The organism is Terricaulis silvestris (assembly GCF_009792355.1).
GTDB lineage: Bacteria > Pseudomonadota > Alphaproteobacteria > Caulobacterales > Aquidulcibacteraceae > Vitreimonas > Vitreimonas silvestris.
Genome location: NZ_CP047045.1, coordinates 3,719,785 through 3,745,291 on the forward strand (window position 1 = coordinate 3,719,785; position 25,507 = coordinate 3,745,291).

Consider the following 25,507-nt stretch of genomic DNA (forward strand, 5'->3'; position numbering starts at 1 on the left):
TGTTTGACTAGAGGAGCCGGGGTCTATATCGTTTATCAATAAACTCCGGCTAGGCTGGTCCGGAACGAGGTTTCAAGCAGCATGAAAGCCCTGGGCAAAGGCTCAATCGCATCGTGGGTCCGGATCGGGCTCTTGGTGGCGTGGTGGGTGATGTGGTTCTCGGCGGTGTGCCTCGTCGCGTTCGCCGTTGGCTATGCGGCGCTGCTGCTGTTGGTCCAGAACGGCATCATCGATCCTCAGGTGCTGACCGGTGGCGAGGGTCAGGTCCGGCTTGGTGACGCCGACGGCAGCTCGTTCAACATCACCTACGACGAACCCGGCGGTCTCACCTGGCCCGTGGTTCTGCCGGGCATCCTGATTGCCGGCGTCGCTGTTGCCGGTTCGCTCATCATCATTTGGCGCCTGCGCAAACTGTTTGAGAGCTTCACCTCGGGCGAGCCGTTCCGGCGCGAGAACGCGCAGCATCTGCGCGTGATCTGGATCACCATGGTGGTGATCGAAGTGTCGCGATGGATCCTGGCTGCGCTGACCGCTGTGCTGGTGGTCCAGTTCAGCAACGTCGAACACATCAGCATCGAGCCCGAAGGCGATCCGCTGACAACGTGGATGGCGATCTTCGTTCTGATTTGTCTGGCTGAAGTTTTCCGTGAAGGCGCGCGCCTTAAGGAAGAACAGGAGCTGACGATCTGATGGCGATCCGCGTCACCCTCGACCGCATCCTGCTCGACCGCCGCATGTCGCTCACCGACTTGAGCGAAAAGGTGGGCGTGACGCTGGCGAACCTCTCGATCCTGAAAACCGGCAAAGCCAAAGCGATCCGGTTTTCCACGCTGAACGCGCTCTGCCGCGTGCTCGATTGTCAGCCGGGCGAGTTGCTGAGCTACGAGCCGAGCGACAACGACGCGGAGTTGGAAAAAGCCGAAGCGGACTAAAGCGCCAGGACGTACGGCGCGAATACCTGGGCGCCGATTACAACCGCGCCGATAACGCAAATCAACACCGCGCCAGCGGCAATGTCCTTCGACCGTTGCACCGAGGCGTGAAATTCGGGCTGAACCACGTCGCAGAGATGCTCGAACGCCGTGTTGATGGTCTCGGCCACCCAGACAAGAACAATGGCCACCACCAGCCATCGCCAGTCGCTCGCGCTAATCCGCAGCGCGAAACCCGTTGCGACGACCACGAACGTGGCAATCAAGTGCAGCCACGCATTGTGTTGCGTGCGCAGCATGTAGGCGATGCCCGCGAAAGCGTACTGGAAGCTCTTAAGGCGCGCGCGAATAGAAAAGCGCATCAGTGCGCCGGCGGCATCACCGCCGCTTCGCCATCCATGAAGCGCACTTCCATCACCGCTTCGTGCGCCGGTTGGTCAACGGTGAAGAGCTCATAGACAATGCTGCCATCCACGGGTTGGCGGCTTTCGATGACGCGCACCGGTTCGAATCCATTCGGCGCGGCCGCCACCGCGTCGCGCACCACTTGCGGCGCCTCTTGCCACGGAATGTCGCGCTGAATCTCCAGCACCGAAAAACCGGCGCTCGACTGCATGATATCGAACTCGTACGGCGTCCCTTGCGCGTCCGTGCCGCCGATCTCCCACTCGGTTTGCCCGCCAACGTCTTCGCGCTCGACTGTCATGATGGTGAAGCCAGGCATTGCGGCTTCCACCAAAGCGGCTGCTTCGCCCGGCGCTTCAGCAACAACACTTGGTCCAGCGGGCGTCTCGGGTTCAGAGGCGGGCGGTGTGCACCCGGCCAACGCCACTAGGCTTGCGATGACAAAACGCTTCATGGTTCTCCCCTAGCCTGCTGCCTTGAGCTGCGCTTCGAACAAATGCGCGCAGCCGAGTTTGGCCAGACGCATCAGCGCAGCGAACTCATCGTCGCTAAACGGGCGATGCTCGCCGGTCGCCTGAATCTCGATCATGCGGCCATCGCCGGCGAGGATGAAGTTGGCGTCGACGTCGGCGTTGGAATCTTCCGCGTAATCGAGATCGAGTACAGGCGCATTTTCGAACACGCCGCACGATACCGCCGCGACTTGGCCGGTGATCGGCGACGCTTTCAGCACTTTCTCTTCCACCAGATATGCGCACGCCTTGGAGAGCGCGACCCAGGCGCCGGTGATCGCCGCGGTGCGGGTGCCGCCATCGGCTTGGATCACGTCGCAATCGATGGTGATGGTGCGGTCGCCCAGAAGCTTGAGATCGACGACCGAACGCAAGCTGCGGCCGATCAAGCGTTGGATCTCCTGCGTCCGTCCGCTTTGTTTGCCTTGGGCGGCTTCGCGCCGGCCGCGGGTGTGCGTCGCGCGCGGCAGCATGCCGTACTCGCCGGTGACCCAGCCTTTGCCCTGACCTTTGAGCCAACCGGGCACGCCAGTTTCGACGCTCGCCGTGCAGAGCACATGGGTCTGACCGAACTTCGCCAAGCACGAGCCTTCGGCGTAACGCGAAACGGCAACTTCGAGCGCAATCTCGCGCAATTGATCTGGGGCGCGGCCTGATGGGCGCATGTGGTCTCCTTAATTCCGGGCTGCATGACCGAAGCAGCGCGCCGCGTCCAGCCACGCTTGCGTAGCGAGCAAGCGGCGCTACCTAGGGGACGCCATGGCGCTGCCACCCTCCTCCTCCGATCTCTCGACGCTCGACGCACGGGCGCGCGAGATTTTCCGCGAGATCGTGGAGTCGTACCTGACGACGGGCGAGCCGGTTGGGTCGCGGACATTATCGCGCCTGGGCGGCGTCGGGCTTTCGCCAGCGTCGATCCGCAACACGATGGCTGATCTGGTTGGCCTGGGGCTGCTGGAAGCGCCGCACGCGATGGCCGGACGTCGGCCGACGCAGCAGGGTTTGCGCTTCTTCGTCGATAGCTTGCTGCAGCTCGGCGATCTGCCCGAGGACGAAAAGCGCGAGATCGATGCGCGCATCGGCAATGCCGGCGCCAACCCGCAAGACGTGATGGGCGCTGCGTCCGAACTGCTTTCTGGTCTCGCCGGTGGCGCGGGACTGGTCGTCACGCCGGAGCGCGATGCGCCGGTGCGTCACGCCGAGATCGTCTCGATCGGGCCTGGGCAAGCTCTGTTGGTCCTCGTGTTTGAAGACAACCAGGTCGAAAACCGCGTCATCAACACACCGGCGGACATGCCATCGGGCGCGTTGGCCGAAGCCGCCAATTATCTCAACGCCCGCTTCAAAGGCCGCACACTGGCCGAAGCGCGCGCCGAAGCCTCGGACGCGCTGACGCGCGATCGCGCAGCGCTCGATCAAGCCGCCGCGAAGCTGGTGGAAAGCGGCTTGGTCGAATGGTCTGGCGAGGATCCGACGCTCGGGCGCTCGCTCATCGTGCGCGGGCGCGGCAACCTGCTCCAAGATCAGCAGGCCGTCGCCGACCTTGAGCGGGCGCGCCGCCTGTTCGACGACCTGGAAAAGACCCGGGAACTCATACAGGTGCTCGATCTGGCCAAGGCCAGCGACGCCGTGCGTGTCTTCATCGGCTCGGAAAACTCGCTATTTTCCCTGTCGGGGTCGAGTTTGATCGTCGCGCCCTATATGAACGCCGAACGGCGAGTCGTGGGCGCCCTGGGCGTGATCGGCCCGACCAGACTGAACTATGCCCGGGTCATACCCGTGGTGGATTATACAGCACGCGTTGTCGGCCGGGTGCTCGACGGACGCGGCAAGGAACGAGGACGGGAATGACGGACGAAAGCAACGCCACGGTCGATGACGCGCCGGAGACGGACGCTGCCTCCCCCACAGCCGCGCTCGAAGCGGAACTGGCAAAGGCGCGTGACGAAATGTTGCGCGCGCTGGCGGAGGTCGAGAACACCCGCCGCCGCGCCGACCGCACGGTGCAGGATGCGCGTACCTACGCGATCGACCGCTTCGCCGCGGACCTGTTGCCGGTGGCCGATTCATTGTCTCGCGCGCTTGCCGCGGCGCCGCGCGACGATGTCGACGAAGGCTTCCGCAATCTGCTGACCGGCGTCGAGCTCACGGAGAAAGCGCTGCTGGAGGCGTTCGCGCGACACGGGCTGAGGCGCGTTGGCGCCAAGGGCGACGCCTTCAATCCGAACATCCACCAAGCCGTGGCGCAGGCGCCGGGCGACACACCTGCCGGGACGGTGCTTGAAGTGATGCAACCCGGCTATGTGCTGGGCGATCGCACAGTGCGCGCAGCGATGGTGCTGGTTTCGGCCGGCCCCGCTGGTGGCGCGCCGAACGTCGACATCACGGTCTGACCGTTCTCCACAAGCAGCTATGCGCCGGCCTCGCGAGGGTCTGCATTTGCGCGTCGGAAAGCCGTGTTTCGGCCCGAATCCGGCTTTGCGCGGAACATGAATGATCGTTAACCATGGCGACGAGCGGCATTCGCCGTGGTTCAAGTGCGCTCGCTAGAAGGCGGGAATCGAGGAGACGACGATGCGGGGGAAGCTGTTTTTCGGCGCGGCCACGGCTGCGCTTTTGATGTTCACGGCTTCGGCCTCGGCGCAGCAGTCCGATCCCGCCGGTGACGCGAGCACAACAGCGCGGCTGGACGGCGCCGCCAGTGGCGAACTCTCCCCTGCCGGCGACAAGGATTGGTACCGGCTCCGCGTCGAACAAGGCCAACGCTACAGCTTCGCTTTGGATGGCGTGCCGGACGCTGAAGGCGCCGCCGTCGATCCGATGATCGGCATCTACGACGCGGAGGGCAACCAGCTCGCCTTCAACGACGACGCCAACGGCACGCTGAACGCCGCGCTGCAATGGTCGCCGTCGGAAAGCGGCGACGTGTTCGTCGAAGTCGGCGCATTCATGGACACCGGCATGGGTCCGTATCGCCTGGCGGTTTCATCCGGCCCGGCGCCCACTGATGACGTCGGCAACGACGTGAGCACCCGCGCGCGCATTCAGGCAGGACGCCCGGTCACTGGCAACATCGAATACGAAGGCGACGGCGATTTCTACCGGCTCAGCGCCCGCACAAGCCAGCGCTACAGCATCACCCTCTCCAACGCAGGCGGTGACGGCGGGCTGGCGGACCCCTTCCTGCGCGTTGTTGACGGAGAAGGAAACGAACTCGCCAGCAATGACGATGCCGACGACCTGAACTCGGCGCTTGAGTTCGTTCCGACCCAAAACGGCGACGTGTTCGTCGAGGCGCGCGGTTTTGCCGACGCCAATACCGGGGCCTACACGCTCAGCGTTAGCACCGAGCGCGCGCCGAGCGACAACACCTCGGGAGATCGCAACACGCGTGGCCGGATCAATGCCGGTGGCAACGTTGAAGGCGATCTGAGCTTTCCGGCGGATCAGGATTGGTACCGCATTCGCTTGCAGGAAGGGCAATCTTACCGCTTCACGCTGAACAGCGCAGGCGCCAACCCGCTCTCCGATCCGCTCTTGCACGTTTATAACAGCGCTGGCGAAGAAGTCGGCGTGGACGACGATGGCGGCGAAGGCTTCAACTCGTATCTTGAGTTCACCGCGCCCAGCACCGGCAATTACTTCCTCGGCGCCAGCGCCTTCGGCGAAGCATCGACCGGCGGCTACGCGCTCGGCGTGCGCGAGGGCGACATTCCGGCCGACAACACCACCGACGCATCGCTCACGCCCGATGGCGACTATCGCGAAGGCGTGCTTTCGCCTGCTGGCGATCGCGACTGGTATCGCCTCAACCTCGCTGAAGGCCAAGGCTTGCGCGTTGGCCTCGCCGGCACGGGCACGCCGGATACACTCGGCGACCCTCTGCTCGTCCTCTACGGGCCGGACGGCGCGGAAATCTTGCGCGACGATGATGGCGGTGACGCACTGAACGCGTGGTTCGAGTACTCGGCGACGCAAGCCGGGACGCATTACCTCGAAGTGCGCGGCTTCACCGAAGACGCCGCGGGCCGTTATGCGGTTTCCATCACGGGCGGTGAAATCGGCGGCTCAGCGGAAATGGCCGAGTACATCGCGCCGAACGGCGAAGGCCGCGTCAGCACGATCGGCACGCCGGACGACACCGACTGGTATTCAGTCGAGTTGATCGAGGGGCGGCCCTATCGCTTCTATGCCGATGGCATGGATCCCGATCCGCTCGCCGATCCGCTACTCACGATCTACGACTCGCAAGGCGCACAAGTCGCGGTCGATGATGACGGCGGCTCTGGCGTGAATTCGTATCTTGGCTTCACCTCGCCAACCGGCGGTTCGTACTTCGCGGGCGTCTCGTCCTTCAACTCATCGGGCGCCGGGCGATATCAGCTGCGCGTCATCGACACAGACGTGCCGGGCCATGCTTACACCGACGAAATGCTCGATGCCGCCGGCGACGATCGCATCGGCAACATCGAAATCTCTGGGGACATCGATGCCTATCGCGTCGAACTGGAGGCTGGCGTGCGCTACGTGATCGAGGTCAACGGCCACGGCGACGATCCGCTCGGCGACGCATTCCTCACCATTGCCGACGGTGAAGGCACACGCGTCACCTCGGACGATGACAGCGGCTCGGGCATGGACGCGCGCTTGCAGTTCACGCCGGAGAATGCGGGCACTTTCCTCATCCAGGCGAGCGGCCTTGGCGGCTCGACGGGGTGGTATCAAGTATCGATCATGCGTCAGTAGGCAGAACGCCGGGGGATGCATGCGGAGCGGCGGCGCTGGACAAGAGCGCCGCCGCTTTTTTATGCGCGGTGTTTTGAGCGACTAGCTCAGATTAGCCGTGCGCTCGCCGCCTTGGCGCTCGAGCATCCAGCCCGGATATTCCGGCTTCAGCTTCGACACATCGTGCAAACGCTTCAGATCATCGCTCGATAATTCGACGCTGGTAGCGGCGAGATTGTCCGCGAGCTGCTGCTCGTTCTTGGCGCCGATGATGACGCTGGTGACGTGCTTCTGGTGCAAGAGCCACGAGAGAGCGATCTGCGCAACCGAGACACCGCGCGCATCGCCGATCTCCTTCATCACGTCGATGATGTCGTAGGCCTTTTCTTTATCGACCGGCGGGAAGTCGAACGCTACACGACGCGCGCCTTCCGTCGGTGCGCCGGAGCGCGTGTATTTGCCGGAGAGGAATCCGCCAGCGAGCGGGCTCCACGGCAAAATGGCGAGCTGGGAATCCTTGGCCAGCGGCACAATCTCGCGCTCAAGATCGCGGCCGGCGATGGAGTAATACATCTGCAGCGAGTCAAACCGCGCCAGCGCGTTCCTGTCCGACACCGCCAGCGATTTGGCGATCTGCCAAGCGGCAAAGTTGCAAAGACCGATGTAGCGGACCTTGCCGGAGCGCACGAGATCGTCGAGCGCACCAAGCGTTTCCTCCAACGGCGTCACCGGGTCGAAGGCGTGAACTTGATAGAGATCGATGTAGTCGATCTGCAAGCGCTTCAGGCTGTCCTCGACCGAGTCGAAGATGTGCTTGCGCGAGAGGCCCCAAACGTTGGTGTTGTCGAAACGGCGTTGCGCTTCCGGCGAGCGCTCGCCGGCGCCGTAGGCGCCCATGCGGCCGAACACCTTGGTGGCGATCACCAATTCGTCCCGCGGCAAGTCCTTGATCGCCTCGCCTGTCACCTGCTCCGACATGCCGTTGGAATAGATGTCCGCCGTGTCAATGAAGGTGACGCCTTTGTCGAACGCCGACTTCACCAGCTTGGTGACGGTGTCCTGCTCCAGCGCACCGATGACTTTCCAGAAACCGTCGCCGCCGAACGTCATGGTGCCGAGGCAAATTTCGGAGACGGCAAGGCCGGTGCGGCCCAGTTTGCGATAGCGCATGCTCAAGTTCCTTATGGACGCGAAAGTCCGGCCTGCGTTCGAGCAATCGCGGGCGCACGCGTGTGCGGCGTCATGAGAGCGATGTGAGACGTGAAGGTCGGAGAGCCGCGCCAGATTTGGCGCGACCTTCATTTACTAACATGAGATCGGCGTTTTGTCGAGATTGTCGTGGCGTCAGCGCACGCCGTGCTGGCGGAACCACGCCAACGCACGCGCCCAACCATCCGCCGCGGCCTCTGCATTGTAGCTATCGCGATAGTCGGCGTGAAAGCCGTGATGAACGCCCGGATAGACGACAATCTCCGAGCCCGTCGGATTGTCGGCCGCCGCCAAGCCCGCGCGCATGCTCTCGACAGTCTGCAGCGGAATGCCTTGGTCCTCGCCGGCGTAGAGCCCGAGCACGGGCGCCTCGATCAACGCAGCAACGTCATATGGCCATTGCCGGCCGGCCTCATTCGCGAAGCCACCAGGCTCGGGCGACACCAGGCGCCCGTACCACGCAACGCCGGCCTTGATGTTGGTGAGATGTGCGGCCGCCATCCATACAACTGTGCCGCCCCAACAGAAGCCGGTGATCCCAATGGCGTCGTCATTCACGAATGACTGCGCCTTCAGCCAATCGATCGCGCCTGACGTATCGCCCATCACTTGCGAGTACGTCGCCGCGCCCACGATTTCGCGAATGGCGTTGAAATCCGTCATCGGCGCCGGATCGCCGGCGCGGTCGAAATAGTCCGGCGCGATGGCGCCGTAACCTTCGCGCGCAAAGCGGCGGCAGACATCCTTGATGTAATCATGGATACCGAAAATCTCATTGACGACGATGATTGCACCCTTGCGGCCCGCGCTGCTCGGCCGCGCGACATAAGCGGGCAAACGATAATTGTTGAAGCCGGGAATGTGTACGTCTTCCACGATCAGTTCATCGCTTGGCGTCGTCACCGGCGACGCGCACGAGGACACCGCAGCGGAGGCGTAGCCGGCGAAGAAGAGCGACGTCGCAATGGTGCGGCGGGTGGGATCGAAATTGCCTTCGGGCGTCAGCAGTCTCACGCGCGGGCTCCCCTATCGCAAACGGACCGCGCGCCACGCGCGTCCCCTTGCGCGAGATGTGGGGCGGCGTAAGGCTGGCGGCCAGAAAAATCTTGGGGGATCGGGATGCGTTTGATCGGATTGGCCGCGTTCGCGGCGATGGTTCTGTTTGCTGCGCCGGCAATGGCCGCGGCGCCTGCTTTCGACCCCGAAGCCGCGACCCGCGCCTGGCTTGACACCATGGGGCCCGAAGCAACCGCGCGATCGAACCGCTATTTCGAAGGCGGCTACATCATCGCATTCGTCGGGCCGATCCTGTCGATCGCGATTTCGATGGTCATGATGATGCTAGGCTGGGCCAAGAGTGTGCGCTCGGGGCTCGAGAAGACGGTGAAGCTCTACTTCCTCGTCGCGCTCGGCATGGCGCTGTTCTACCAGTTCGTCTCCACCGTCCTCACTTTCCCGTTCAGCTACTACGTCGGCTTCGTGCGCGAACACGAATTCGGACTCTCGACGCAAGATTTTGCGCACTGGTTCACCGAGTATCTGCAAGCCTCGGCTATCGGCTTGGCGATTGGCGCCATCGCGATCGCCCTGCTCTATCTCATCATCCGCGCCACCAAACGCACCTGGTGGATCTGGGGCACGATCTTCGCGGGCGCGTTCGCCGCTGTGGCGGTGATGCTCGCGCCCGTCTACATCGCGCCGATTTTCAACGAGTACCAGCCGATGCGCGAAGGCGCGCTGAAGGTCAGCATTCTGCAAATGGCGCAGGCCAACGGCGTTCCGGTGAACGATGTGCTGGAGTTCGACATCTCGCGCCAAACCAACCGTGTCACCGCAAACGTTTCGGGCTTTCTCGACACTACCCGCGTTTCACTGTCCGACACCTTGATCGAGCGCGCATCGCCTGGCGCGGTGCGGTCCGTGATGGGGCACGAGATCGGCCACTATGTCTTGCGGCACGTGATGTCGATTCTGCTGATGTTGTTGGTGCTGATCGCGATCACATTCGCGCTGGCGAACTTGATCTTCGAGCGCGTCAGTAAAGGCGAGCGATGGGGCGTCCGAGGCGTCGCCGATCCCGCCGGCATGCCGCTCCTGTTCGCGATCATCTCGTTCCTCGGCATCATCTCCATGCCGATCAACAACAACATCGTGCGTTTCCACGAGAGTCAGGCCGACATCTTCGGCTTGAACGCTTCGCGCGAACCGGATGGTTTCGCTGAAGCCGCGCTGCTGCTCAGTGAGTATCGCAAGATGGAGCCAAGCGCGCTCGAGGAATGGTTCTTCTACGATCACCCGTCGGGTTACGCGCGCGTGCGCATGGCGATGCAATGGAAAGCGCACGAAATGGCGGCAGGTCGCTATCCCGCTGGCCCCGGCGGACCGCCTGCCGGTTGGCGACCGGACTTCGTCGTCATGAGCGCGCGTCCTGAAAACGCGCCGAGCGCTACTGTTGCGCCTGCTGAGCCTGCGCCGCCGGCATCGTCACCCGCCGCACCGTGAGATTGATCCGGCCGCCTTTCGGCAACAGCCGCGAGGTGCCCGGCATCACGCGATCGACGCCGTGATACGCGCGCCGGCTTGGGCCCCCGAGCATGCACACGTCGCCTGATGCAAGGCGCACGCTGCGCGTCGGGTCGGAGCGCAACACGCCGCCGATACGAAACAGCGCGGTGTCACCAAGCGAGATCGACAGCACCGGCGCATCCCACGCGTCTTCGTCGCTATCGACGTGAAGGCCCATGCGCGAATCCGTCTCGTAATAGTTCACGAGGCATGCCTCCGGCGGCGCGGCGTAACCGGAAAGCTCGTCCCACAATTCCCGCACGCGCGGCGGCATCGCTGGCCACGGATGATCGGTGTCGGGATGCGTCGCCTGGTAGCGATAGCCGTGCTCTTTGTCGGTGACCCAACCGAGCGGGCCGAAGTTGGTCATGCGCACGCTCATAGGCGCGCCGGATTTCGGCATGCGCGGAATGTAGAGCGGCCCTGCCCGCATCCGCGCGAACACCTCGTCGCGCAACGCCTCCTGCTCGGCGCGGCTGAGCAAGCCGGGCCACAGGCGGAAGCCATCAAGATCGGCGCTCGCGCGGGTCATCTTCTCCGCCTATCTAGGCATTCGGTTTCTTTTTTGTTCCGCCGCCCCGCAACCCATCCCCTATTCCCATGCGGCGAATGCGGATAGGTCGCCGGAAAGGCTTGCACCTTCCGGGGGATACACCACATGAACCCGGAACGAAGGCGGCTCGAAGCTTGAGGGGGCGACGGGCCGATTTAATATTTGGACTAGAGGCAGGACGCGCGCATCGGGGACGCCAAGATTTGGGTCCAAGAAGCCGAGCCGCGCCGCTGAAGAAAGGAATGAGGACGTAGAGATGGGCAAAGTCATCGGGATCGATCTGGGCACGACGAATTCGTGCGTCGCCGTCATGGAAGGCGGCTCTCCCAAAGTGATTGCGAACTCTGAAGGCTCGAACACCACGCCATCTGTGGTCGCCTTCCGCGACGATGGCGAACGCCTAATCGGTCTTACCGCGCAGCGCCAAGCGGTGATGAATTCCGAGCAGACGTTCTACGCCGTGAAGCGCCTGATCGGCCGTTCCTTCAATGATCCGATCACCAAGAAGGACGCCGAGCTTGTTCCGTACAAGATCGTGCAGGGTCCCAACGGCGACGCCTGGATCCAAGGCCGTGACAAAAAATACGCGCCGTCCGAAATCTCCGCGTTCGTCCTGCAGAAGATGAAGCAGACGGCCGAGGATTATCTCGGCGAACCGGTGACGCAGGCCGTCATCACGGTTCCCGCTTACTTCAACGACGCCCAGCGCCAAGCCACCAAGGACGCCGGCAAGATCGCCGGTCTCGAAGTGCTGCGCATCATCAACGAACCGACCGCGGCCGCCCTCGCCTACGGCTTGGACAAAACCAAGGAACCCGGCACCAAGACCATCGCCGTGTATGACCTCGGCGGCGGCACGTTCGACGTCTCGATCCTCGAGATCGGCGATGGCGTGTTCGAAGTGCGCTCAACCAACGGCGACACCTTCCTCGGCGGCGAGGATTTCGACATCCGGATCGTCAATTACCTGGCCGATGAGTTCAAAAAGCAGACGGGCGTTGATCTGCGTCAGCAGAAGGACGCGCTTCAGCGTCTGAAAGAGACGGCCGAGCAGGCGAAGAAGGAGCTTTCCTCGCGCAGCGACTACGAAGTGAATATCCCCTTCATCACGCAAGACCCGAATACTCGGAATCCCCTTCACCTCAATATGAAACTGACGCGCGCAAAGTTTGAAGCGCTGGTCGAAGATCTGGTTCAGAAGACGATCGCGCCGTGCAAGGCCGCGCTGAAGGACGCTGGACTCTCTGCCTCCGACATCAAGGAAGTCGTGCTCGTCGGCGGCATGACGCGCATGCCGAAGATCCAGCAGGTCGTGAAAGAATTCTTCGGCCGCGACCCGCACAAGGGCGTGAACCCGGATGAAGTCGTCGCCGTTGGCGCCGCGATCCAAGCCGGCGTGCTGCAGGGCGACGTCAAGGACGTCGTGCTGCTCGACGTCACCCCGCTTTCGCTCGGCATCGAAACGCTCGGCGGCGTGTTCACGCGCCTGATCGAACGCAACACCACGATCCCGACCAAGAAGAGCCAGATCTTCTCGACCGCTGAAGACAATCAGCAGGCCGTGACCATTCGCGTCTTCCAAGGCGAACGCGAAATGGCGGCGGACAACCGCCCGCTCGGCCAGTTCGACCTCGTCGGCATTCCGCCCTCCCCGCGCGGCATGCCGCAGATCGAAGTCACCTTCGACATCGACGCCAACGGCATCGTCTCGGTCGGCGCCAAGGACAAGGCGACCAACAAAGAGCAATCGATGCGGATTCAGCCCTCGGGCGGTCTCTCGGATGGCGACATCCAACGCATGGTCAAGGAAGCCGAAGAGCACGCCGGCGAAGACAAATCGCGCCGTGAACTCGCGGAAGCCAAGAACCAGGGCGAAGCTCTGATGCACGCCACTGAAAAGCAGCTGGTCGAAAACGGCGACAAGATTCCAGCAGGCGACAAGGCCAGCATCGAAGCCGCGATCGCAACGCTGAAGACAACGCTCGAGACCGACAACACCGCCGAGATCGCCTCGGCTACGCAGGCTCTTGTGCAAGCGTCGATGAAGATCGGCGAAGCGCTCTACGGCGGCGCGGGCCAAGGGGGCATGGGCGGCGACGACGATGCAGGCGGCCAGCCTAACCAAGAAGGCGTAGTTGACGCCGACTTCGAGGAAGTCGACGGCAGCAACAAGAAAAGCGCTTAAGCGCGGATCGGCTTTGAGGTTAAGCGATGCGGCGGCGCTTTCTTCCAACTGACACGAGGCGGCGCTCCTCCTTGCGAGGCGGCCGCCTCTTTCTCATGTCAGTGCAATCATGAGCGCCGGTCGCGATTATTACGAAGTGCTGGGCGTCGCCCGCGACGCTGACGCGGCCACGATCAAGTCGTCCTTCCGCAAGCTCGCGATGAAGCTGCACCCGGACCAGAACCCGGGCTGCAAAGTCTCCGAAGATAAGTTCAAGGAAATCGGCGAAGCCTATTCCGTGCTCTCGGATCCCGAGAAGCGCGCGGCCTACGATCGCTATGGCAAAGCCGCGTTCCAAGGCGGCGGCCCTGGCGGCGGCTTCGGCGGCGCCGCAGGCGCTGGCGACTTCTCCGACCTCTTCAACGAAATCTTCGGCGGCGGCTTCGAGGAGATGTTCTCGCGCGGCGGCCGTGCTGGTCCGCGCAACGGCCCGCAACGCGGCAACGACCTGCGCTACGACGTCGAGATCACGCTCGAGCAAGCTTTCCGCGGCAGCGAGCGCGAAATCGTCGTGCCGCGCGCGCAAGCGTGCGAACCGTGCGGCGGTACCGGCTCTGAAGGCAAAGCGCCGCTCGAAACCTGCGCCACCTGCCAAGGCGCCGGCCAAGTGCGCGCCAGCCAAGGCATGTTCCGCATCGTGCGCACCTGCCCTGCTTGTCACGGCCGCGGTCAATCGATCAAAACGCCGTGCAAGAGCTGCGGCGGCCGCGGGCTCACCCAGAAGGAGCGCACGCTCTCCGTGAAGATCCCCGCTGGCGTCGAAGACGGCACCCGCATCCGTCTCGCCGGCGAAGGCGATGGCGGCATCCGCAACGGCCCGCCGGGCGATCTCTATCTCTTCCTCTCGGTGAAACCGCACGCGCTGTTCGAGCGCGACGGCGCCGATCTCTACTGCCGCGCCCCCGCGCCGATGTGCAAAGCTGCGCTCGGCGGCGAGATGGAAATCCCAACCATCGACGGCGATCGCGCCAAGGTCACCATTCCCGCCGGCGCCCAAACCGGCCGACGCTTCCGCCTCAAGGGCAAAGGCATGACCCATCTCCGCGGCAAAGACCGCGGCGATCTCCATGTCGAGCTCTTGGTCGAAACGCCGGTAAACCTCACCGCCAAGCAAAAGAAGCTGTTGGAAGAATTCTCCAAGGACTGCACCGAAGAAGCCCACCCGCAGTCCAAAGGCTTCTTCGACAGCATGAAGCACTTCTTCGAAGCCAACACTGAGCCACCGACGCGGTAGGGTCGGTGGTTCGAAGGGAGTGGACGTTCTGTCTTCATAGACCTCCGCGAGACCCTCCGGGCTTGGCGCTATGAGGATTTGCCTTGAACGCCAAAGGCAATGCGGATGCGCCCCTGATCCATCGGCGCGCCGCGCGCGCATTCAATGGCCAGCTTGCCGTGTTGGGAGCGTCCTTGGCGCGAACCCTGGGAAGGTCTCCGCTAGCGATGCCGCATCGGGCAAGATGTAGAACACTCCGCCTCTCTCGAACGTGGAAAGGACGACGCTTTCGTAAAACTCGGGCGCGACGTTGATGCAGCCGTGGGTGATACGGTTGTCGTCCGGCGAGGGCGATGCCAAGCGTTCGGCGCGTCTCTCCGTCGCGACGCCCGTAGCGGTAGGGTGGATGGAGACCGCGGACTCGTAATCCACCCACAGCACGCGCCCCGCGTCGATTGACGGGCCGAAACCGCCTATAAAGCGACCAGCAGGCGTTGTGCGATCACGGCCCGGGATTTCGCGAAGCGCGAGACCAGCGATGCCCGGTGCAACATGATCTCCGGTCGCCGAGCCAAAGAGCCCAGGCGCCGCACCGCGAAGACGGCCGTCGGGACCGAACACCAAGATCTGTGCGGCGCGCTTGTCGATGATCGCGAACGGATAGCCTTGGCTATCCCTGGTGGCGACAACCCAGCCCGCGAGTTCAATCGCGGTCTCGGACACATCCTGGCCTGGCGGAAGCTGATCGACGGCGGAATCCGCTTGTGCGCCGGCATCCTCGGCTTCGGCCACGCCGAAGGTCGCGAACGCCAGCGCCAGCGAGCCAACAACGGCCCTGATTGTTTGCCTCCACATGCTCATGAGGCGGTTCCCTATCTCCCCGAGTCAAACCGTCGTCACGAATTGTGCAGGACGGTACTAACCGCGCGCCCGGCGAGCCGGTTGCGTTTCGAGCTGCTGGATGCGGCCTTCCATTTGGTCCAGCCGTTGGTTGGCGCGCTGCGCCGACTGATTGGCGGATTCGGCGCTCTGGGCCGCGCTCTGCACACGCGCGTCGATTGAATCGAGGCGCGAATTAATCGCTTCAATGTCGCTCCGGGTGGCGCAGGCGCCAAGGCTCAGAGCGGCGAAGATCACGACGCCGAGTGTACGCGCCGCTGTCAGATATTGTTTCATTCTAAAGTTCCCTCATTCTGCGCGGTTGCGGATCGCAACGTACCCCCTCACCGCAAGCGGCCTCCCAAGCGGACGCAACGCGGATGGCAAGAAGTTGTTCCTCGGCAGCGTGTCAGCCGCCGCATAACGCGCCGGCTTTCAAGCAAGGAAAACGACCGGAAAACGGGGCGCGCGAAGCGCGCAGCGCGGTTCAGAGATGAACAGCCCTACGGACTACCGATGTGCGGACCGCGCGCCCCGCTCCCACTTTCGTGTGAGCGAAAGTGTCCCGCCGAAGCCTTGGCGAAGGCGGACGGCACGAAGCAAAGGCCAGAAACCGGCGCGCCGCTTGCGGGTAACGCCGCGAACCGTCATGAGGTGAGCATGACTGTTTCCATTGCCGTCGCCGGCGCGGCCGGCCGCATGGGGCGCGCCATCATCGCCGCCGCCGCCGCCGACAACCGCTTCCGTCTCGCCGGCGGCACCGAACGCACCGACTCACACGCGCTCGGCATGGATCTGGGCGCGCTTGCGGGCGGCGACGGCTTCGGCATCGCCGCCGCCGATAGCGTCCACACCGCCGCCACCAGCGCCGATGTCTGGCTCGATTTCACAACCCCCGAAGCAACGCTCGACGCGCTCGATGCGTTGGCGTCCACGCAAGTGAAAGCCGCCGTGATCGGCACCACCGGCTTGAGCGCCGAACAAGAAGCGCGCGTCGCCGACGCCGCCAAGCGCATCGCCATCGTCCGCTCCGGCAATTTCAGCTTGGGCGTGAACCTGCTCGCCGGCCTCGTGCGCCAAGCCGCGGCAAAGCTCGGCCAAGGCTGGGACATCGAGATCACCGAAGCCCACCACCGCCGCAAAGTCGACGCGCCCTCCGGCACCGCCCTGCTCCTCGGCGAAGCCGCTGCGCAAGGCCGCGACGTCTCGCTCGACAACACGCGTCTCAAACTGCGTGAAGGCATCACCGGCGAGCGCCCCGACGGCGGCATCGGCTTCTCCGCCATTCGCGGCGGCGGCATCGTCGGCGATCACGACGTGGCGTTCGTCTCCGAGCGCGAGATCGTCACGCTCTCCCACCGCGCCCTCGATCGCGCCGTGTTCGCCGATGGCGCGCTGGCGGCAGCACTCTGGGTCGCGGACAAACCGCCGGGGCTCTATTCGATGCAAGATGTGCTCGGTCTCTAAGCGCCGCGTTTGGCGCGAAACAACGCCGCGTCCAACGCCGCCGCAAACGACTCGCATTCCTTCGGCGAGAGAAACGCGCCGATCCGCATTTGCCCCTTCCCTGCGCGAATGAGTACACCCGGCCCGTCGCGCGCCACCCGCGCCCACAACGGATTAAGCACCCAGTGCCGTTCGCCATCGGAATCAAAGCTGGCCACATGCACCTTGCCCGCGACGACGCGCACCCGCTCCACACGCCGCGCGGCCTTGTAATTGAACCGAAACGCCAACCACAACGCCAACACGTCCAGCCCAAGAAAACCCGCAACCGGAAACGCGCCCTGCACCCAAAAGAACACCGCCACCGCAACGTTGATCACGATCACGCCGATCAGCATCAGCTTGAACGCGGCGACGCTCAGGCTGCGATGCGGCCGCAGCTCCGCATCCATATAAAGCGCGCCATCCAGCTCCGGCGGCGCGGGCGTGCGTTCCCAGCGCGGGGTCATGCGCGTTAGACTAACGCCGCCGCGCCGCGCGCCAAGGGACCTTTCAGTGGCAAAACGCCTGACCAAAGCCAAAGCCAAAGAGCTCTACGCGCGCCTCGCCAAAGTTCGGCCCGATCCCAAGACGGAGCTGGACTACGTCAACCCGTACACACTTTTGGTGGCCGTGGTGATGTCCGCGCAAGCCACCGACAAAGGGGTAAACCGCGCGACAGCCGAGCTGTTCAAGACCGTCAACACGCCAGAAAAAATGGTCGCGTTCGGCGAAGAAAAACTCGGCAAGCAGATTCAAACCATCGGCCTCTGGCGCAACAAAGCCAAGAACGTCATCGCGCTATCGGAAGCGCTCATCGCCAACCACAACAGCGAAGTCCCGCACGACCGCGAAGCGCTCGAAGCCCTCCCCGGCGTCGGCCGCAAGACCGCAAACGTGGTGCTGATGGAGATCTTCGGCGAAGGCACAATCGCGGTGGACACGCACGTCTTCCGCGTCGCCAACCGCACCGGCCTCGCCGACGGCAAGACACCCGCGGACGTCGAAACACAACTGATGCGCATCACGCCGCCAGCATATCTCCACGGCGCACACCACTGGCTGATCCTGCATGGCCGCTACACATGTCTCGCGCGCAAACCCGAATGCCCGCGTTGCGTCATCGCCGATATCTGCTTGTATCAGCCCAAGACGCGCGCGATCGCGTCGACAAAGAAGCCGGCGCCCTCAGGCGCGAAGTCCAAGAAGAGATAAGGTTCGATCGCCTCGATCTCGATCACACGCCAACTGCCGTCGTTGGCCATGACGAGATCGATGCGAACATAAAGCAAATCCTGCGGCGCTCGAGCCCGCGCCGCTTCGGCAGCTTCCATCGCAGCAGCAGGCGCTGCTTCCGCAACAAAGTGAGTTTTCCCTGGAATGTTCGCCAGCCAATCGCCGCTCGCCGGCACCTTACGGATCGCATGCGAAAACACGCCGCCAAACCAAAACAGCGAGCGCTCCCCTTCCGTCGCGATCGAATTGAGGAACGGTTGGATCATCGCGGCGCCCGGCGGACCGTCGGCGAGATCGCCCGCGCTCCACGCGTTTTTCTTCAAACGTACCGTAGCCACCGAGCCCGCGCCGACTTGCGGTTTCACCACAATCTCGTCTGCGCCAAGCTCGTCAAACGCACGCGTCACCGTGGCTTCATCGACCTTGTCCGCCCACACCGTCTCGATCGCCGCAGCGCCAAGGTCTTTCAGATATGTCTTGCGAAAATTCCAGCGCACAACGTCGGACGAATTCAGCACGCGCAGGCCAGCGCTCTCATGCGCGCTCAACGTATCGAGAAACTGTCGCGCACGGCTCGTGTAATCCCAGCAGGTGCGGATCACCGCCAGCTCGTACCCGCGCGACGCCAAATCCATCTCGTCCCAATAGACGACATCGAACGCAATCCCGCGTGCGGCGCCCGCGTCCTTGATCAGGCCAAGACTTACAGTCTCAGCATCCGGCACCACGCCTGGCGGCAACGGCGTGCCGCGATACGAGCGCCCCGTCAGATACGCAACGCGCCGCATCTTACGAACCGCGGTTCGATGCTTCCGCCGCGCATGTTTCCAAGCTCGGCGCCGGCTCGCTTGGCCGCCGTGCGCTCGGATGCGCTTCCGCGAGCCGCATAGCGTTGCGCTGATCGGCGACGAACAACAGCAACAGCGCGCAATTCTCAAGACGGTACGTCAGCGCCGTGCCCGCACCCTCGTGGCGCTCGATATCGGGTGCGCCAAGCAAGCGGACCACATCCGCTTGGGTTGCAGCGTTATCGCGCCCCGCGGTCGCAAGCATCTGCCCAACACGCGACGACGCCGGCGCCGAAGCGGTTGGCGTGGGGGTCGCGGTCGGCGCTGTTGCCGTCGTTGTTTCGCACGCGGCGAGCAGGGCAAGGGCGACGAGCGGAATGATGAATCGCATGGCGCGACAATGCCGCTCAAAACCCGACACCGCAATGCTTGCCAGACCAACCGCCACGCGCTTAAACGCCTCAACCCCCACAGGATTCCGTAATGTCCAATTCGAGCTACGACGTCGTCGCCGTCGGCAATGCCATCATCGACATTCAGCAACAGGTCTCCGAGACATTCCTGGTTGAAGAAGGCATCACCAAGGATGCGATGACTTTGATCGACGAGCCGCGCGCCGATCACCTCACGGCGCGGCTCACGTCGGCCACGCCAGCCGCGGGCGGGTCTGCCGCGAACACGGTGACAGGCGTTTCAAGCTTCGGCGGCCGCGCGGGGTATATCGGCAAAGTCGCTGACGACGAACTCGGCGCACGATTCACGCAAGAGTTCCGCGCCGCGGGCGTGAGGTTCAACACGCCGCCGCGGTCCGCTCCGCCAGGCACGGCGCGATCGCTGATCGTGATCACGCCAGACGGCCACCGGTCGATGAACACGTATCTCGGCGCATCCACCTTGCTATCGCCGGAAGACATCGACGCCGATCTCATCGGCGCCGGTGAGACGCTGTTTCTTGAAGGCTATCTATTCGACCGCGACGAAGCAAAGGCGGCTTTCGTTCATGCCGCGGAGATCGCGCGTACTGCAAAGCGTAAAGTTGCGCTCACCTTGTCCGATAAATTCTGCGTCGACAGGCACCGCGATAGCTTTCGCCATTTGGTTTCCGGACACGTCGACATTCTGTTCGCGAATGAATCGGAGATCCTTTCGCTGTACGAAAGCGACGACCTCGGCGTGGCCATGGCGGCCGCGCGCAGGGATTGCCCGGTGGTCGCTGTCACGCGCGGGGCGTCCGGATCGTTGATCGCGGCGCGCGGGGCCACGGTCGAGGTAAAGGCTTTCCCGGTGGACCAAGTGGTCGATTCCACCGGCGCCGGCGATCTCTACGCTGCCGGGTTCCTGTTCGGTTTCGCACAGGAGCGGCCATTGGCCGAGTGCGGCAGTTTCGCTTCATTGGCAGCTGCGGAAGTAATCTCGCATATGGGGCCGCGCCCGGAGCAAAATCTCCGCGCGCTCGCGCTGAAGCACGGCTTTCGCGTTTAGAGAATAAACCGCGACAGATCAGCGTTCTTGGCGAGATCGCCAACGTGTATGCGCACGTACTCAGCGTCAACGTGCACGGTTTCGCCGTTGCGGTCCGGCGCAGTGAAGCTGATGTCGTCGAGCAGCCGTTCCATCACGGTTTGCAGCCGGCGCGCGCCGATATTCTCGACGGCGGCGTTCACGTCCGCCGCTGTCGCCGCGATCGCCGCCACGGCTTCATCGGTAATGTCGAGCGTCACGCCCTCAGTTAGCATTAATGCTTTGTACTGCTTGACCAGGCTCGCTTCCGGCTCGGTCAGAATGCGGCGGAAATCCTCCCGCGTAAGCGCTTTCAACTCCACACGAATCGGCAAGCGGCCTTGCAATTCCGGCAGTAAATCCGACGGCTTGGCGACATGGAAAGCGCCCGAAGCGATGAACAGGATGTGGTCCGTCTTCACCGGACCATGCTTGGTGCTGACGATGGTGCCTTCGATCAACGGCAGCAGATCGCGCTGCACGCCCTCGCGGCTGACATCCCCGCCGCCCACCCGTTCGGAACGCGATGCGATCTTGTCCAGCTCATCCAGAAACACGATACCGTCTTCGGCCGTCACGCGGAGCGCTTCCTTCACCAGCGCGTCCTGATCGACCAGCTTGTCGCTCTCTTCGCGGATCAGCGGCTCGTAAGCCTCATCCACGGTCATGCGCACGCGCTTCGTCCGCCGGCCGAACGCCTTGCCGAAAATGTCGCCAATATTGACCATACCCACGCCGGGTTGGCCGGGAATATCGATGGCGCCGAGCGGCGAACCCATGTCCTCGACATCAATCTCGACCGCCGATTGGCCAAGCTCGCTGTTGCGCAGCTTCTTGCGAAACGACTCCCGCGTCGCCGCCGACGAGCCCTGCCCCACCAGGGCATCCAGTACGCGCTCTTCGGCCGCCGCTTCGGCGCGCGCGCGCACTTCGCGGCGGCGCGTCTCGCGCACCATGTTTAGTGCGACTTCAACGAGATCGCGGATGATTTGCTCGACGTCGCGGCCGACATAGCCGACCTCGGTGAACTTGGTGGCTTCCACCTTCAGGAACGGGGCGTTCGCTAGTTTAGCCAGCCGCCGCGCGATTTCGGTTTTGCCGACGCCCGTTGGCCCGATCATCAAGATGTTCTTCGGCGTCACTTCCTCGCGCAGATCCTCCGGCACTTGCTTGCGTCGCCAGCGATTGCGCAGCGCAATGGCGACGGCGCGCTTGGCGTCGTGCTGGCCGACAATGTAGCGATCGAGTTCCGAGACGATTTCGCGCGGCGAGAAATGGGTCAATGGGCCCTGACTTAACGGGCCGGATGGCGCGCGTGAAGGGCGGCGCACGGTCACGTTTCGGACAACGTTTCCACGGTCAGATTGCCGTTGGTGTAGACGCAAATATCGGCTGCAATAGCCATGGATTTGCGCGCGATGGCTTCGGCGTCGTCCATGTGGTCGTAAAGCGCGCGCGCCGCAGCCAGCGCGTAATTGCCGCCGGAGCCGACCGCAATCACTTTGTGCTCAGGATCAAGCACATCGCCGGCGCCGGTGATGAGAAACGTCTCCCGCGCGTCCGCCACGATCAGCATCGCATCAAGACGCCGGAGCGCGCGATCCGTGCGCCAGTCCTTCGCCAGCTCAACGCAAGCGCGCGCAAGCTGACTGGGAAACCGTTCCAGCTTCTGCTCGAGCCGTTCGAATAGGGCGAATGCATCGGCCGTGGCGCCGGCAAATCCCGAGATCACGGCGCCGTTCGCCAGTGGGCGCACCTTGCGCGCATTGCCTTTTAGAATGGTCGGTCCCGCCGAGACTTGCCCGTCTCCGGCGATCACGACCTTGCCGCCCTTGCGCACGCACAGGATCGTCGTGCCATGCCAATTTTGTTGTTCGCTCATGCCGCTGATGTGGCGGACGGACCCGCCGCAATCAAGCCGCGTCTTCGGCTTCGATCTCTTCGCCGGCCTGGCGGCGCAGCATTTCGCCGAACTCGGGCGCCGACACGGCCGCGCCAAAGAGGAAGCCCTGCACCCAATGGCAGCCGCGCGCCGCGACGAAGTCCACGTCTTCGCGCCGCTCCACGCCTTCAGCCACGACTTCCATGTTGAGCGTGCGCGCCAGCGCCAAGATCATCTCGACGATTGCCGCGGACTGTGGATCGCCGCGCTCCAACGCGCGAATGAATTGCTGATCGATCTTGATCACATCGAACGGCAGCTTCGACAACGCGGCCAAGCTCGAATGCCCGCAGCCGAAATCATCGATCGCCAACCGGACACCCGCTTCCTTCAGCGGGCGGATCACGTGTAGCGCCCGATCGGGATCTTCCATCACTACCGACTCGGTGATTTCCAATTCGAGTTGCGAGGGCGCGAGGCCGGCGTGCTGGACGATGCGCAGTACCTGATCGGCGAACTTGTCGCCTCGGAACTGCAGCGCCGAGACGTTCACCGCGACATTCGTCGGCCGCCCTGCTCGCGCCCAGGACGCCGCCTTCCAGCACGCTTCGCGCATGATGGCGTCCGACAAGGCGCCGATCAGCCCGCTCTCTTCGGCGACCGGAATGAAGCGACCGGGGCTGATGATGGTACGGTCTGGACGGATCCAACGCGCCAGGGCTTCGCACGCTTCGATCCTGCCGGTCGCCAAATTGATCTTGGGCTGGAAGTAGGCGCGAAACTCGTTGCGCTCCAATGCGCCGCGCATTTCGCGCTCGAGGGTGATGCGGGCGACAGCTTCGCGGTCGAGAGAGGGCGTGAACACTTTGAGCCGCGCAGGCGCGGTCTGTGCTGCGCCCAAGGCCATGCGTGCGTGGCGGATCACCGAGTCCGCGTCGCGTCCATCGCGCGGCGCCATTGCCACACCGCAACATGCGCCCAGCGTCAGCTTGTGGCCGCGCCAATCGAAGGCTTGGTTAAGCGCGGCGTTCAAATGCTGTGCAAAGCGCGCGGCGTCGGCCTGCGACGCAACCCCAGGGGCGAACACCGCGAACTCCGCGACGCCGATCCGCGCTACGGTTGCGCCGCGTTCGGTCGCAGCACACAAGCGAATGGTGCGATCGACCGTGCGCACAGAAGCGGTCAGGCGTTCAGCCACAACGCGCAAGAACTCGCGCGCCGTGAGGTTGTCCAAGGTTTGCATCAAGCGCGGCAGCCGTTGCAGCTCGAACACCGCAACAACACCAGTTTCCGGCTTTTCGGCCGTCTGCAGGATGAAGTGATCGATTTCACGCACAAACCGATCCTGGTTCGGCAACCGTGTCACCGGATCGACGAACGCGATTTCCTGGATTTGCCGCATCGACGCGTCGAGGCGGCTCGTCATACTGTTGAAGGCGTTTGCCAGGGTCTCGAACTCATCGCCGGTGCGCAAGTCGATCGGCGCCGCTTCTCCCCGCTCAGCGACGCCTTCAGCAAACCGTGCGAGTTCGTCCAACGGCGCGATGGCGCGGCGAACGAGGTAGGCCGTCAACGGAATCGCGGCGAGGCCGATGCAGGCGATGATCAGCAAGAACGGCGCAAGCGCCGAGAAGGCGGCAAACCGGTAAGCACTGCCATCCCACATGATGAGCGCGACACCGACGAAGTGTCCGTCGCGCACAATGGGTGCGCCCAAGGCCAAGCCGTCGTCTCGACTGCGCTGGAATTGGAACGTTTGCGTTTGCAGCACGCTCGCCGCCACGGATTCGATCACCAGTGCGTCCGGCATCGCGCCGCCGCTTTCCATGATCACCGCGCCCGATGCGTCGCGCACCGAGAGCCGGCGTACATCCGCGCGCTCGGCGGTTTGCGTGATCATGGCCCGCATCGTGGCCATGTCCCCTTCGGCCATCATCTCGCCGGTTATCGTGGCCATGTGCATGGCGAGCGCGCGCGTAGTTTGGAGCTGCTGGCGCTCGCTTTCGCGCTGCGCGCCGAACAGCAGCGTCGCCGCCGACACAGCCGCTGTCACGGCGAGCAACAAGCTGGTGAACAGCACCGCGCGCGCAGCCAGCCCCTTGGGGCGGCGCAGCGAAGCGAGGCTCTTAATCGGCCGCATGACGTCTCCAGAGAGCGCGCATAAGCGCGCACGCGCGTGGGACATTTGCGGCGATTTGGTTAGGGCGGGCTGAATAACGCTCTGTTTTCAGCGCGTTTTTTGGAAAGACTCTGTCAACCACGTTTAAGCAAGCATTGCGAAAAGCGGTCAATCCCGCGGACGCTTCAGGAAAACGTAGTACGCGCCAGTGCCGCCATGGCTGCGATGCGCTTGCGCGAAGCCGCTCACGAGCGCACGCAAATCACTATCCGCCAGCCACTCCGGCAAGGCCCGCTTCAGCACCCCCTCCCCACCGCGACCAGCGCCCGTAATCACGATGACGGTGCGCTCGCCCCGCTTTGCCGCCCCGTGCAAAAAGCGGCCAAGCGCAGCACGACCGCTGTCTTGCGTATGGCCATGCAGGTCCAGTGAAGCACCGATATCCAGCTTGCCGCGACGCACGCGCTTTTCGCCGGCGCGGTTTGCCGGCGGTGTGGCAACAGGGCATTTGACGACTGGCGTTTGTGGCCGCGGCGTCGGCGATGCACGCGCCGGTCGCTCGCGCGCGACATCCCGCGCGGGCTCCGGCGACAGCTTCTTGCGCGTCTTTACGTGTGACGCCACGCGACGCCACAGAGCTTTTTCTTCGTCAGTGAGATCGCGGCCGCGCTTGCTCACGCAGCGGTGACACGCGCCAAACGCCAGTTCGGATCGGGCGAACGCACATCGCGCTCGAACGTCCACTTTTCGCGCGCATCGCGCACGCCATGGGCGCCCTCGGCCAATTCCGCTTCGAACTTCACGGTCACGCGCGCGATATCGCCTTGCAGAGCCGCGTCGGCGATCTCGCCGCTCTTCAAGCGCACCAGCTCGGGTCCAAGCTCGCCCTTCTCTTCACGGGCAGTGATCGCCGCCACGTAAGACTCATACACACGCGGCGTAAGCAGATCGCGCAGCGCGTCTTTGTCGCCCTTGGCGAAAGCGTTGACGATAAGTTCATAAGCGCCACGCGCGCCCGAGACGAAGTACTCGGCGTCGAAGCTCGGGTCGGCGCGGACGATCGCCATCAAACCATCCGCTGCGGCCCCACCTTGCAGTGCGGCGGGAAACGGCGTTGGCGCTGCGACATCAGGCGCCAATCCGGCCTGCGCGGGGGCCGGGCGCGGCTCTGGGCGCTCAGCGCCAGTGCGGCGGCCAAGCGTGGTGTAGAGCCGGAACAGAACGAAACCGGCGACGAACGCCAGCACCAGAATCTCGATCGTGCCCTGATCCAACGAACT

Annotated in this window: 27 protein-coding genes; 11 read left to right on the forward strand and 16 right to left on the reverse strand. The window is 63.8% G+C overall.

Annotation, left to right across the window (positions count from 1 at the left end):
- The first annotated feature begins 81 nt into the window (after positions 1–81).
- The gene (locus DSM104635_RS19030) at positions 82–690 is read left to right on the forward strand and encodes a DUF2975 domain-containing protein (protein WP_158767800.1); all 609 of its coding nucleotides are present in this window, start codon (positions 82–84) and stop codon (positions 688–690) included.
- Positions 690–932, forward strand: coding sequence for a helix-turn-helix domain-containing protein (locus tag DSM104635_RS19035; protein ID WP_158767802.1), 243 nt, complete (start codon positions 690–692; stop codon positions 930–932). The genes DSM104635_RS19030 and DSM104635_RS19035 overlap by 1 nt, the downstream gene beginning before the upstream one ends.
- On the opposite strand, the gene DSM104635_RS19040 is transcribed toward DSM104635_RS19035, so the two are convergent.
- The 3 genes from DSM104635_RS19040 to rph are packed head-to-tail and all read right to left on the reverse strand — an operon-like array spanning position 929 to position 2,514.
- Positions 929–1,294, reverse strand: coding sequence for a diacylglycerol kinase family protein (locus tag DSM104635_RS19040; protein WP_158767804.1), 366 nt, complete (start codon positions 1,292–1,294; stop codon positions 929–931). The two genes, DSM104635_RS19035 and DSM104635_RS19040, sit on opposite strands and share 4 nt — an antisense overlap.
- Entirely contained in the window at positions 1,294–1,791 is a 498-nt protein-coding gene (locus DSM104635_RS19045) for a hypothetical protein (protein WP_158767805.1), read from the reverse strand. The genes DSM104635_RS19040 and DSM104635_RS19045 overlap by 1 nt, the downstream gene beginning before the upstream one ends.
- Positions 1,792–1,800: 9 nt before the next feature.
- Positions 1,801–2,514: a ribonuclease PH gene (gene rph, locus DSM104635_RS19050; RefSeq protein WP_158767807.1), complete on the reverse strand. Its 714-nt coding sequence runs from the start codon at positions 2,512–2,514 to the stop codon at positions 1,801–1,803.
- Positions 2,515–2,608: 94 nt separating this feature from the next.
- Here rph and hrcA point away from each other — a divergent pair, with 94 nt between their 5' ends.
- From hrcA to DSM104635_RS19065, 3 genes are all read left to right on the forward strand, one after another.
- Positions 2,609–3,700 (forward strand): heat-inducible transcriptional repressor HrcA, encoded by a 1,092-nt coding sequence (hrcA, locus tag DSM104635_RS19055; RefSeq protein WP_158767809.1) that lies wholly within the window; start codon positions 2,609–2,611, stop codon positions 3,698–3,700.
- Positions 3,697–4,242, forward strand: coding sequence for a nucleotide exchange factor GrpE (grpE, locus tag DSM104635_RS19060; RefSeq protein WP_158767811.1), 546 nt, complete (start codon positions 3,697–3,699; stop codon positions 4,240–4,242). The genes hrcA and grpE overlap by 4 nt, the downstream gene beginning before the upstream one ends.
- A 181-nt stretch (positions 4,243–4,423) precedes the next feature.
- The gene (locus tag DSM104635_RS19065; RefSeq protein WP_158767813.1) at positions 4,424–6,595 is read left to right on the forward strand and encodes a PPC domain-containing protein; all 2,172 of its coding nucleotides are present in this window, start codon (positions 4,424–4,426) and stop codon (positions 6,593–6,595) included.
- Positions 6,596–6,676: 81 nt separating this feature from the next.
- Here DSM104635_RS19065 and DSM104635_RS19070 read toward each other — a convergent pair whose 3' ends face one another.
- Together DSM104635_RS19070 and DSM104635_RS19075 are read right to left on the reverse strand one after the other, a co-directional pair.
- Positions 6,677–7,744 (reverse strand): aldo/keto reductase, encoded by a 1,068-nt coding sequence (locus DSM104635_RS19070; RefSeq protein ID WP_158767815.1) that lies wholly within the window; start codon positions 7,742–7,744, stop codon positions 6,677–6,679.
- A gap of 174 nt (positions 7,745–7,918) precedes the next feature.
- A complete protein-coding gene (locus DSM104635_RS19075) occupies positions 7,919–8,797 on the reverse strand; it encodes a dienelactone hydrolase family protein (protein WP_158767816.1) in 879 nt (292 codons plus the stop codon).
- A gap of 105 nt (positions 8,798–8,902) precedes the next feature.
- On the opposite strand from DSM104635_RS19075, the gene DSM104635_RS19080 reads away from it, so the two are divergent.
- On the forward strand, positions 8,903–10,285 hold the full coding sequence (locus tag DSM104635_RS19080) for a M48 family metallopeptidase (RefSeq protein ID WP_158767818.1): 1,383 nt from the start codon (positions 8,903–8,905) through the stop codon (positions 10,283–10,285).
- Here the strand turns inward: DSM104635_RS19080 and DSM104635_RS19085 are convergent.
- Positions 10,230–10,880, reverse strand: coding sequence for an alpha-ketoglutarate-dependent dioxygenase AlkB (locus DSM104635_RS19085; protein ID WP_158767819.1), 651 nt, complete (start codon positions 10,878–10,880; stop codon positions 10,230–10,232). The two genes, DSM104635_RS19080 and DSM104635_RS19085, sit on opposite strands and share 56 nt — an antisense overlap.
- A gap of 277 nt (positions 10,881–11,157) precedes the next feature.
- Between DSM104635_RS19085 and dnaK the strand changes: the two genes are divergently transcribed.
- Together dnaK and dnaJ are read left to right on the forward strand one after the other, a co-directional pair.
- The gene (gene dnaK / locus DSM104635_RS19090; protein ID WP_158767821.1) at positions 11,158–13,086 is read left to right on the forward strand and encodes a molecular chaperone DnaK; all 1,929 of its coding nucleotides are present in this window, start codon (positions 11,158–11,160) and stop codon (positions 13,084–13,086) included.
- 109 nt (positions 13,087–13,195) lie between these two features.
- Positions 13,196–14,359: a molecular chaperone DnaJ gene (dnaJ, locus tag DSM104635_RS19095; protein WP_158767823.1), complete on the forward strand. Its 1,164-nt coding sequence runs from the start codon at positions 13,196–13,198 to the stop codon at positions 14,357–14,359.
- A 141-nt stretch (positions 14,360–14,500) separates the two neighbouring features.
- Here the strand turns inward: dnaJ and DSM104635_RS19100 are convergent, their stop codons facing one another.
- Both DSM104635_RS19100 and DSM104635_RS19105 read right to left on the reverse strand, forming a co-directional pair.
- Positions 14,501–15,199 carry a L,D-transpeptidase gene (locus DSM104635_RS19100; RefSeq protein ID WP_228445764.1) on the reverse strand — a complete coding sequence of 233 codons (699 nt, stop codon included), beginning with the start codon at positions 15,197–15,199 and terminating at the stop codon, positions 14,501–14,503.
- A 57-nt stretch (positions 15,200–15,256) separates the two neighbouring features.
- Positions 15,257–15,514, reverse strand: a complete 258-nt coding sequence (locus tag DSM104635_RS19105) for a hypothetical protein (protein ID WP_158767825.1) — start codon at positions 15,512–15,514, stop codon at positions 15,257–15,259.
- 363 nt (positions 15,515–15,877) lie between these two features.
- Between DSM104635_RS19105 and dapB the strand changes: the two genes are divergently transcribed.
- Positions 15,878–16,684: a 4-hydroxy-tetrahydrodipicolinate reductase gene (gene dapB, locus DSM104635_RS19110; RefSeq protein WP_158767827.1), complete on the forward strand. Its 807-nt coding sequence runs from the start codon at positions 15,878–15,880 to the stop codon at positions 16,682–16,684.
- Here the strand turns inward: dapB and DSM104635_RS19115 are convergent.
- Complete coding sequence (locus DSM104635_RS19115) at positions 16,681–17,172, reverse strand: DUF2244 domain-containing protein (RefSeq protein WP_158767829.1); 492 nt, start codon at positions 17,170–17,172, stop codon at positions 16,681–16,683. The two genes, dapB and DSM104635_RS19115, sit on opposite strands and share 4 nt — an antisense overlap.
- 46 nt (positions 17,173–17,218) lie before the next feature.
- Here DSM104635_RS19115 and nth point away from each other — a divergent pair, with 46 nt between their 5' ends.
- Positions 17,219–17,917: an endonuclease III gene (gene nth / locus DSM104635_RS19120; RefSeq protein WP_228445765.1), complete on the forward strand. Its 699-nt coding sequence runs from the start codon at positions 17,219–17,221 to the stop codon at positions 17,915–17,917.
- Here the strand turns inward: nth and DSM104635_RS19125 are convergent.
- Together DSM104635_RS19125 and DSM104635_RS19130 are read right to left on the reverse strand one after the other, a co-directional pair.
- Positions 17,845–18,726 (reverse strand): ATP-grasp domain-containing protein, encoded by an 882-nt coding sequence (locus DSM104635_RS19125; RefSeq protein WP_158767833.1) that lies wholly within the window; start codon positions 18,724–18,726, stop codon positions 17,845–17,847. The genes nth and DSM104635_RS19125 overlap by 73 nt on opposite strands.
- 1 nt (position 18,727) lies before the next feature.
- A complete protein-coding gene (locus DSM104635_RS19130) occupies positions 18,728–19,174 on the reverse strand; it encodes a hypothetical protein (RefSeq protein ID WP_158767834.1) in 447 nt (148 codons plus the stop codon).
- Between the two features lie 35 nt (positions 19,175–19,209).
- On the opposite strand from DSM104635_RS19130, the gene DSM104635_RS19135 reads away from it, so the two are divergent.
- Complete coding sequence (locus DSM104635_RS19135) at positions 19,210–20,208, forward strand: adenosine kinase (RefSeq protein WP_158767836.1); 999 nt, start codon at positions 19,210–19,212, stop codon at positions 20,206–20,208.
- Here DSM104635_RS19135 and hslU read toward each other — a convergent pair.
- From hslU to DSM104635_RS19160, 5 genes are all read right to left on the reverse strand, one after another.
- Positions 20,205–21,509, reverse strand: a complete 1,305-nt coding sequence (hslU, locus tag DSM104635_RS19140; RefSeq protein ID WP_158767838.1) for an ATP-dependent protease ATPase subunit HslU — start codon at positions 21,507–21,509, stop codon at positions 20,205–20,207. The genes DSM104635_RS19135 and hslU overlap by 4 nt on opposite strands.
- A gap of 50 nt (positions 21,510–21,559) precedes the next feature.
- Entirely contained in the window at positions 21,560–22,108 is a 549-nt protein-coding gene (gene hslV, locus DSM104635_RS19145) for an ATP-dependent protease subunit HslV (protein ID WP_158767840.1), read from the reverse strand.
- Positions 22,109–22,139: 31 nt separating this feature from the next.
- Positions 22,140–24,248 carry a putative bifunctional diguanylate cyclase/phosphodiesterase gene (locus tag DSM104635_RS19150; RefSeq protein ID WP_158767841.1) on the reverse strand — a complete coding sequence of 703 codons (2,109 nt, stop codon included), beginning with the start codon at positions 24,246–24,248 and terminating at the stop codon, positions 22,140–22,142.
- Positions 24,249–24,395: 147 nt separating this feature from the next.
- Entirely contained in the window at positions 24,396–24,905 is a 510-nt protein-coding gene (locus DSM104635_RS19155) for a Smr/MutS family protein (RefSeq protein WP_158767844.1), read from the reverse strand.
- Positions 24,902–25,501 (reverse strand): Tim44/TimA family putative adaptor protein, encoded by a 600-nt coding sequence (locus DSM104635_RS19160; protein WP_158767846.1) that lies wholly within the window; start codon positions 25,499–25,501, stop codon positions 24,902–24,904. The genes DSM104635_RS19155 and DSM104635_RS19160 overlap by 4 nt, the downstream gene beginning before the upstream one ends.
- Positions 25,502–25,507 lie beyond the last annotated feature (6 nt).

Bases quoted from the DNA above. Each gene is read 5' to 3' on its own strand.
- DSM104635_RS19030 (WP_158767800.1), top strand. From the start codon at position 82: ATGAAAGCCCTGGGCAAAGGCTCAATCGCATCGTGGGTCCGGATCGGG.
- DSM104635_RS19035 (WP_158767802.1), top strand. From the start codon at position 690: ATGGCGATCCGCGTCACCCTCGACCGCATCCTGCTCGACCGCCGCATG.
- DSM104635_RS19040 (WP_158767804.1), bottom strand. From the start codon at position 1,294: ATGCGCTTTTCTATTCGCGCGCGCCTTAAGAGCTTCCAGTACGCTTTC.
- DSM104635_RS19045 (WP_158767805.1), bottom strand. From the start codon at position 1,791: ATGAAGCGTTTTGTCATCGCAAGCCTAGTGGCGTTGGCCGGGTGCACA.
- rph (WP_158767807.1), bottom strand. From the start codon at position 2,514: ATGCGCCCATCAGGCCGCGCCCCAGATCAATTGCGCGAGATTGCGCTC.
- hrcA (WP_158767809.1), top strand. From the start codon at position 2,609: ATGGCGCTGCCACCCTCCTCCTCCGATCTCTCGACGCTCGACGCACGG.
- grpE (WP_158767811.1), top strand. From the start codon at position 3,697: ATGACGGACGAAAGCAACGCCACGGTCGATGACGCGCCGGAGACGGAC.
- DSM104635_RS19065 (WP_158767813.1), top strand. From the start codon at position 4,424: ATGCGGGGGAAGCTGTTTTTCGGCGCGGCCACGGCTGCGCTTTTGATG.
- DSM104635_RS19070 (WP_158767815.1), bottom strand. From the start codon at position 7,744: ATGCGCTATCGCAAACTGGGCCGCACCGGCCTTGCCGTCTCCGAAATT.
- DSM104635_RS19080 (WP_158767818.1), top strand. From the start codon at position 8,903: ATGCGTTTGATCGGATTGGCCGCGTTCGCGGCGATGGTTCTGTTTGCT.
- DSM104635_RS19085 (WP_158767819.1), bottom strand. From the start codon at position 10,880: ATGACCCGCGCGAGCGCCGATCTTGATGGCTTCCGCCTGTGGCCCGGC.
- dnaK (WP_158767821.1), top strand. From the start codon at position 11,158: ATGGGCAAAGTCATCGGGATCGATCTGGGCACGACGAATTCGTGCGTC.
- dnaJ (WP_158767823.1), top strand. From the start codon at position 13,196: ATGAGCGCCGGTCGCGATTATTACGAAGTGCTGGGCGTCGCCCGCGAC.
- DSM104635_RS19100 (WP_228445764.1), bottom strand. From the start codon at position 15,199: ATGAGCATGTGGAGGCAAACAATCAGGGCCGTTGTTGGCTCGCTGGCG.
- DSM104635_RS19105 (WP_158767825.1), bottom strand. From the start codon at position 15,514: ATGAAACAATATCTGACAGCGGCGCGTACACTCGGCGTCGTGATCTTC.
- dapB (WP_158767827.1), top strand. From the start codon at position 15,878: ATGACTGTTTCCATTGCCGTCGCCGGCGCGGCCGGCCGCATGGGGCGC.
- DSM104635_RS19115 (WP_158767829.1), bottom strand. From the start codon at position 17,172: ATGACCCCGCGCTGGGAACGCACGCCCGCGCCGCCGGAGCTGGATGGC.
- DSM104635_RS19125 (WP_158767833.1), bottom strand. From the start codon at position 18,726: ATGCGGCGCGTTGCGTATCTGACGGGGCGCTCGTATCGCGGCACGCCG.
- DSM104635_RS19135 (WP_158767836.1), top strand. From the start codon at position 19,210: ATGTCCAATTCGAGCTACGACGTCGTCGCCGTCGGCAATGCCATCATC.
- hslV (WP_158767840.1), bottom strand. From the start codon at position 22,108: ATGAGCGAACAACAAAATTGGCATGGCACGACGATCCTGTGCGTGCGC.
- DSM104635_RS19150 (WP_158767841.1), bottom strand. From the start codon at position 24,248: ATGCGGCCGATTAAGAGCCTCGCTTCGCTGCGCCGCCCCAAGGGGCTG.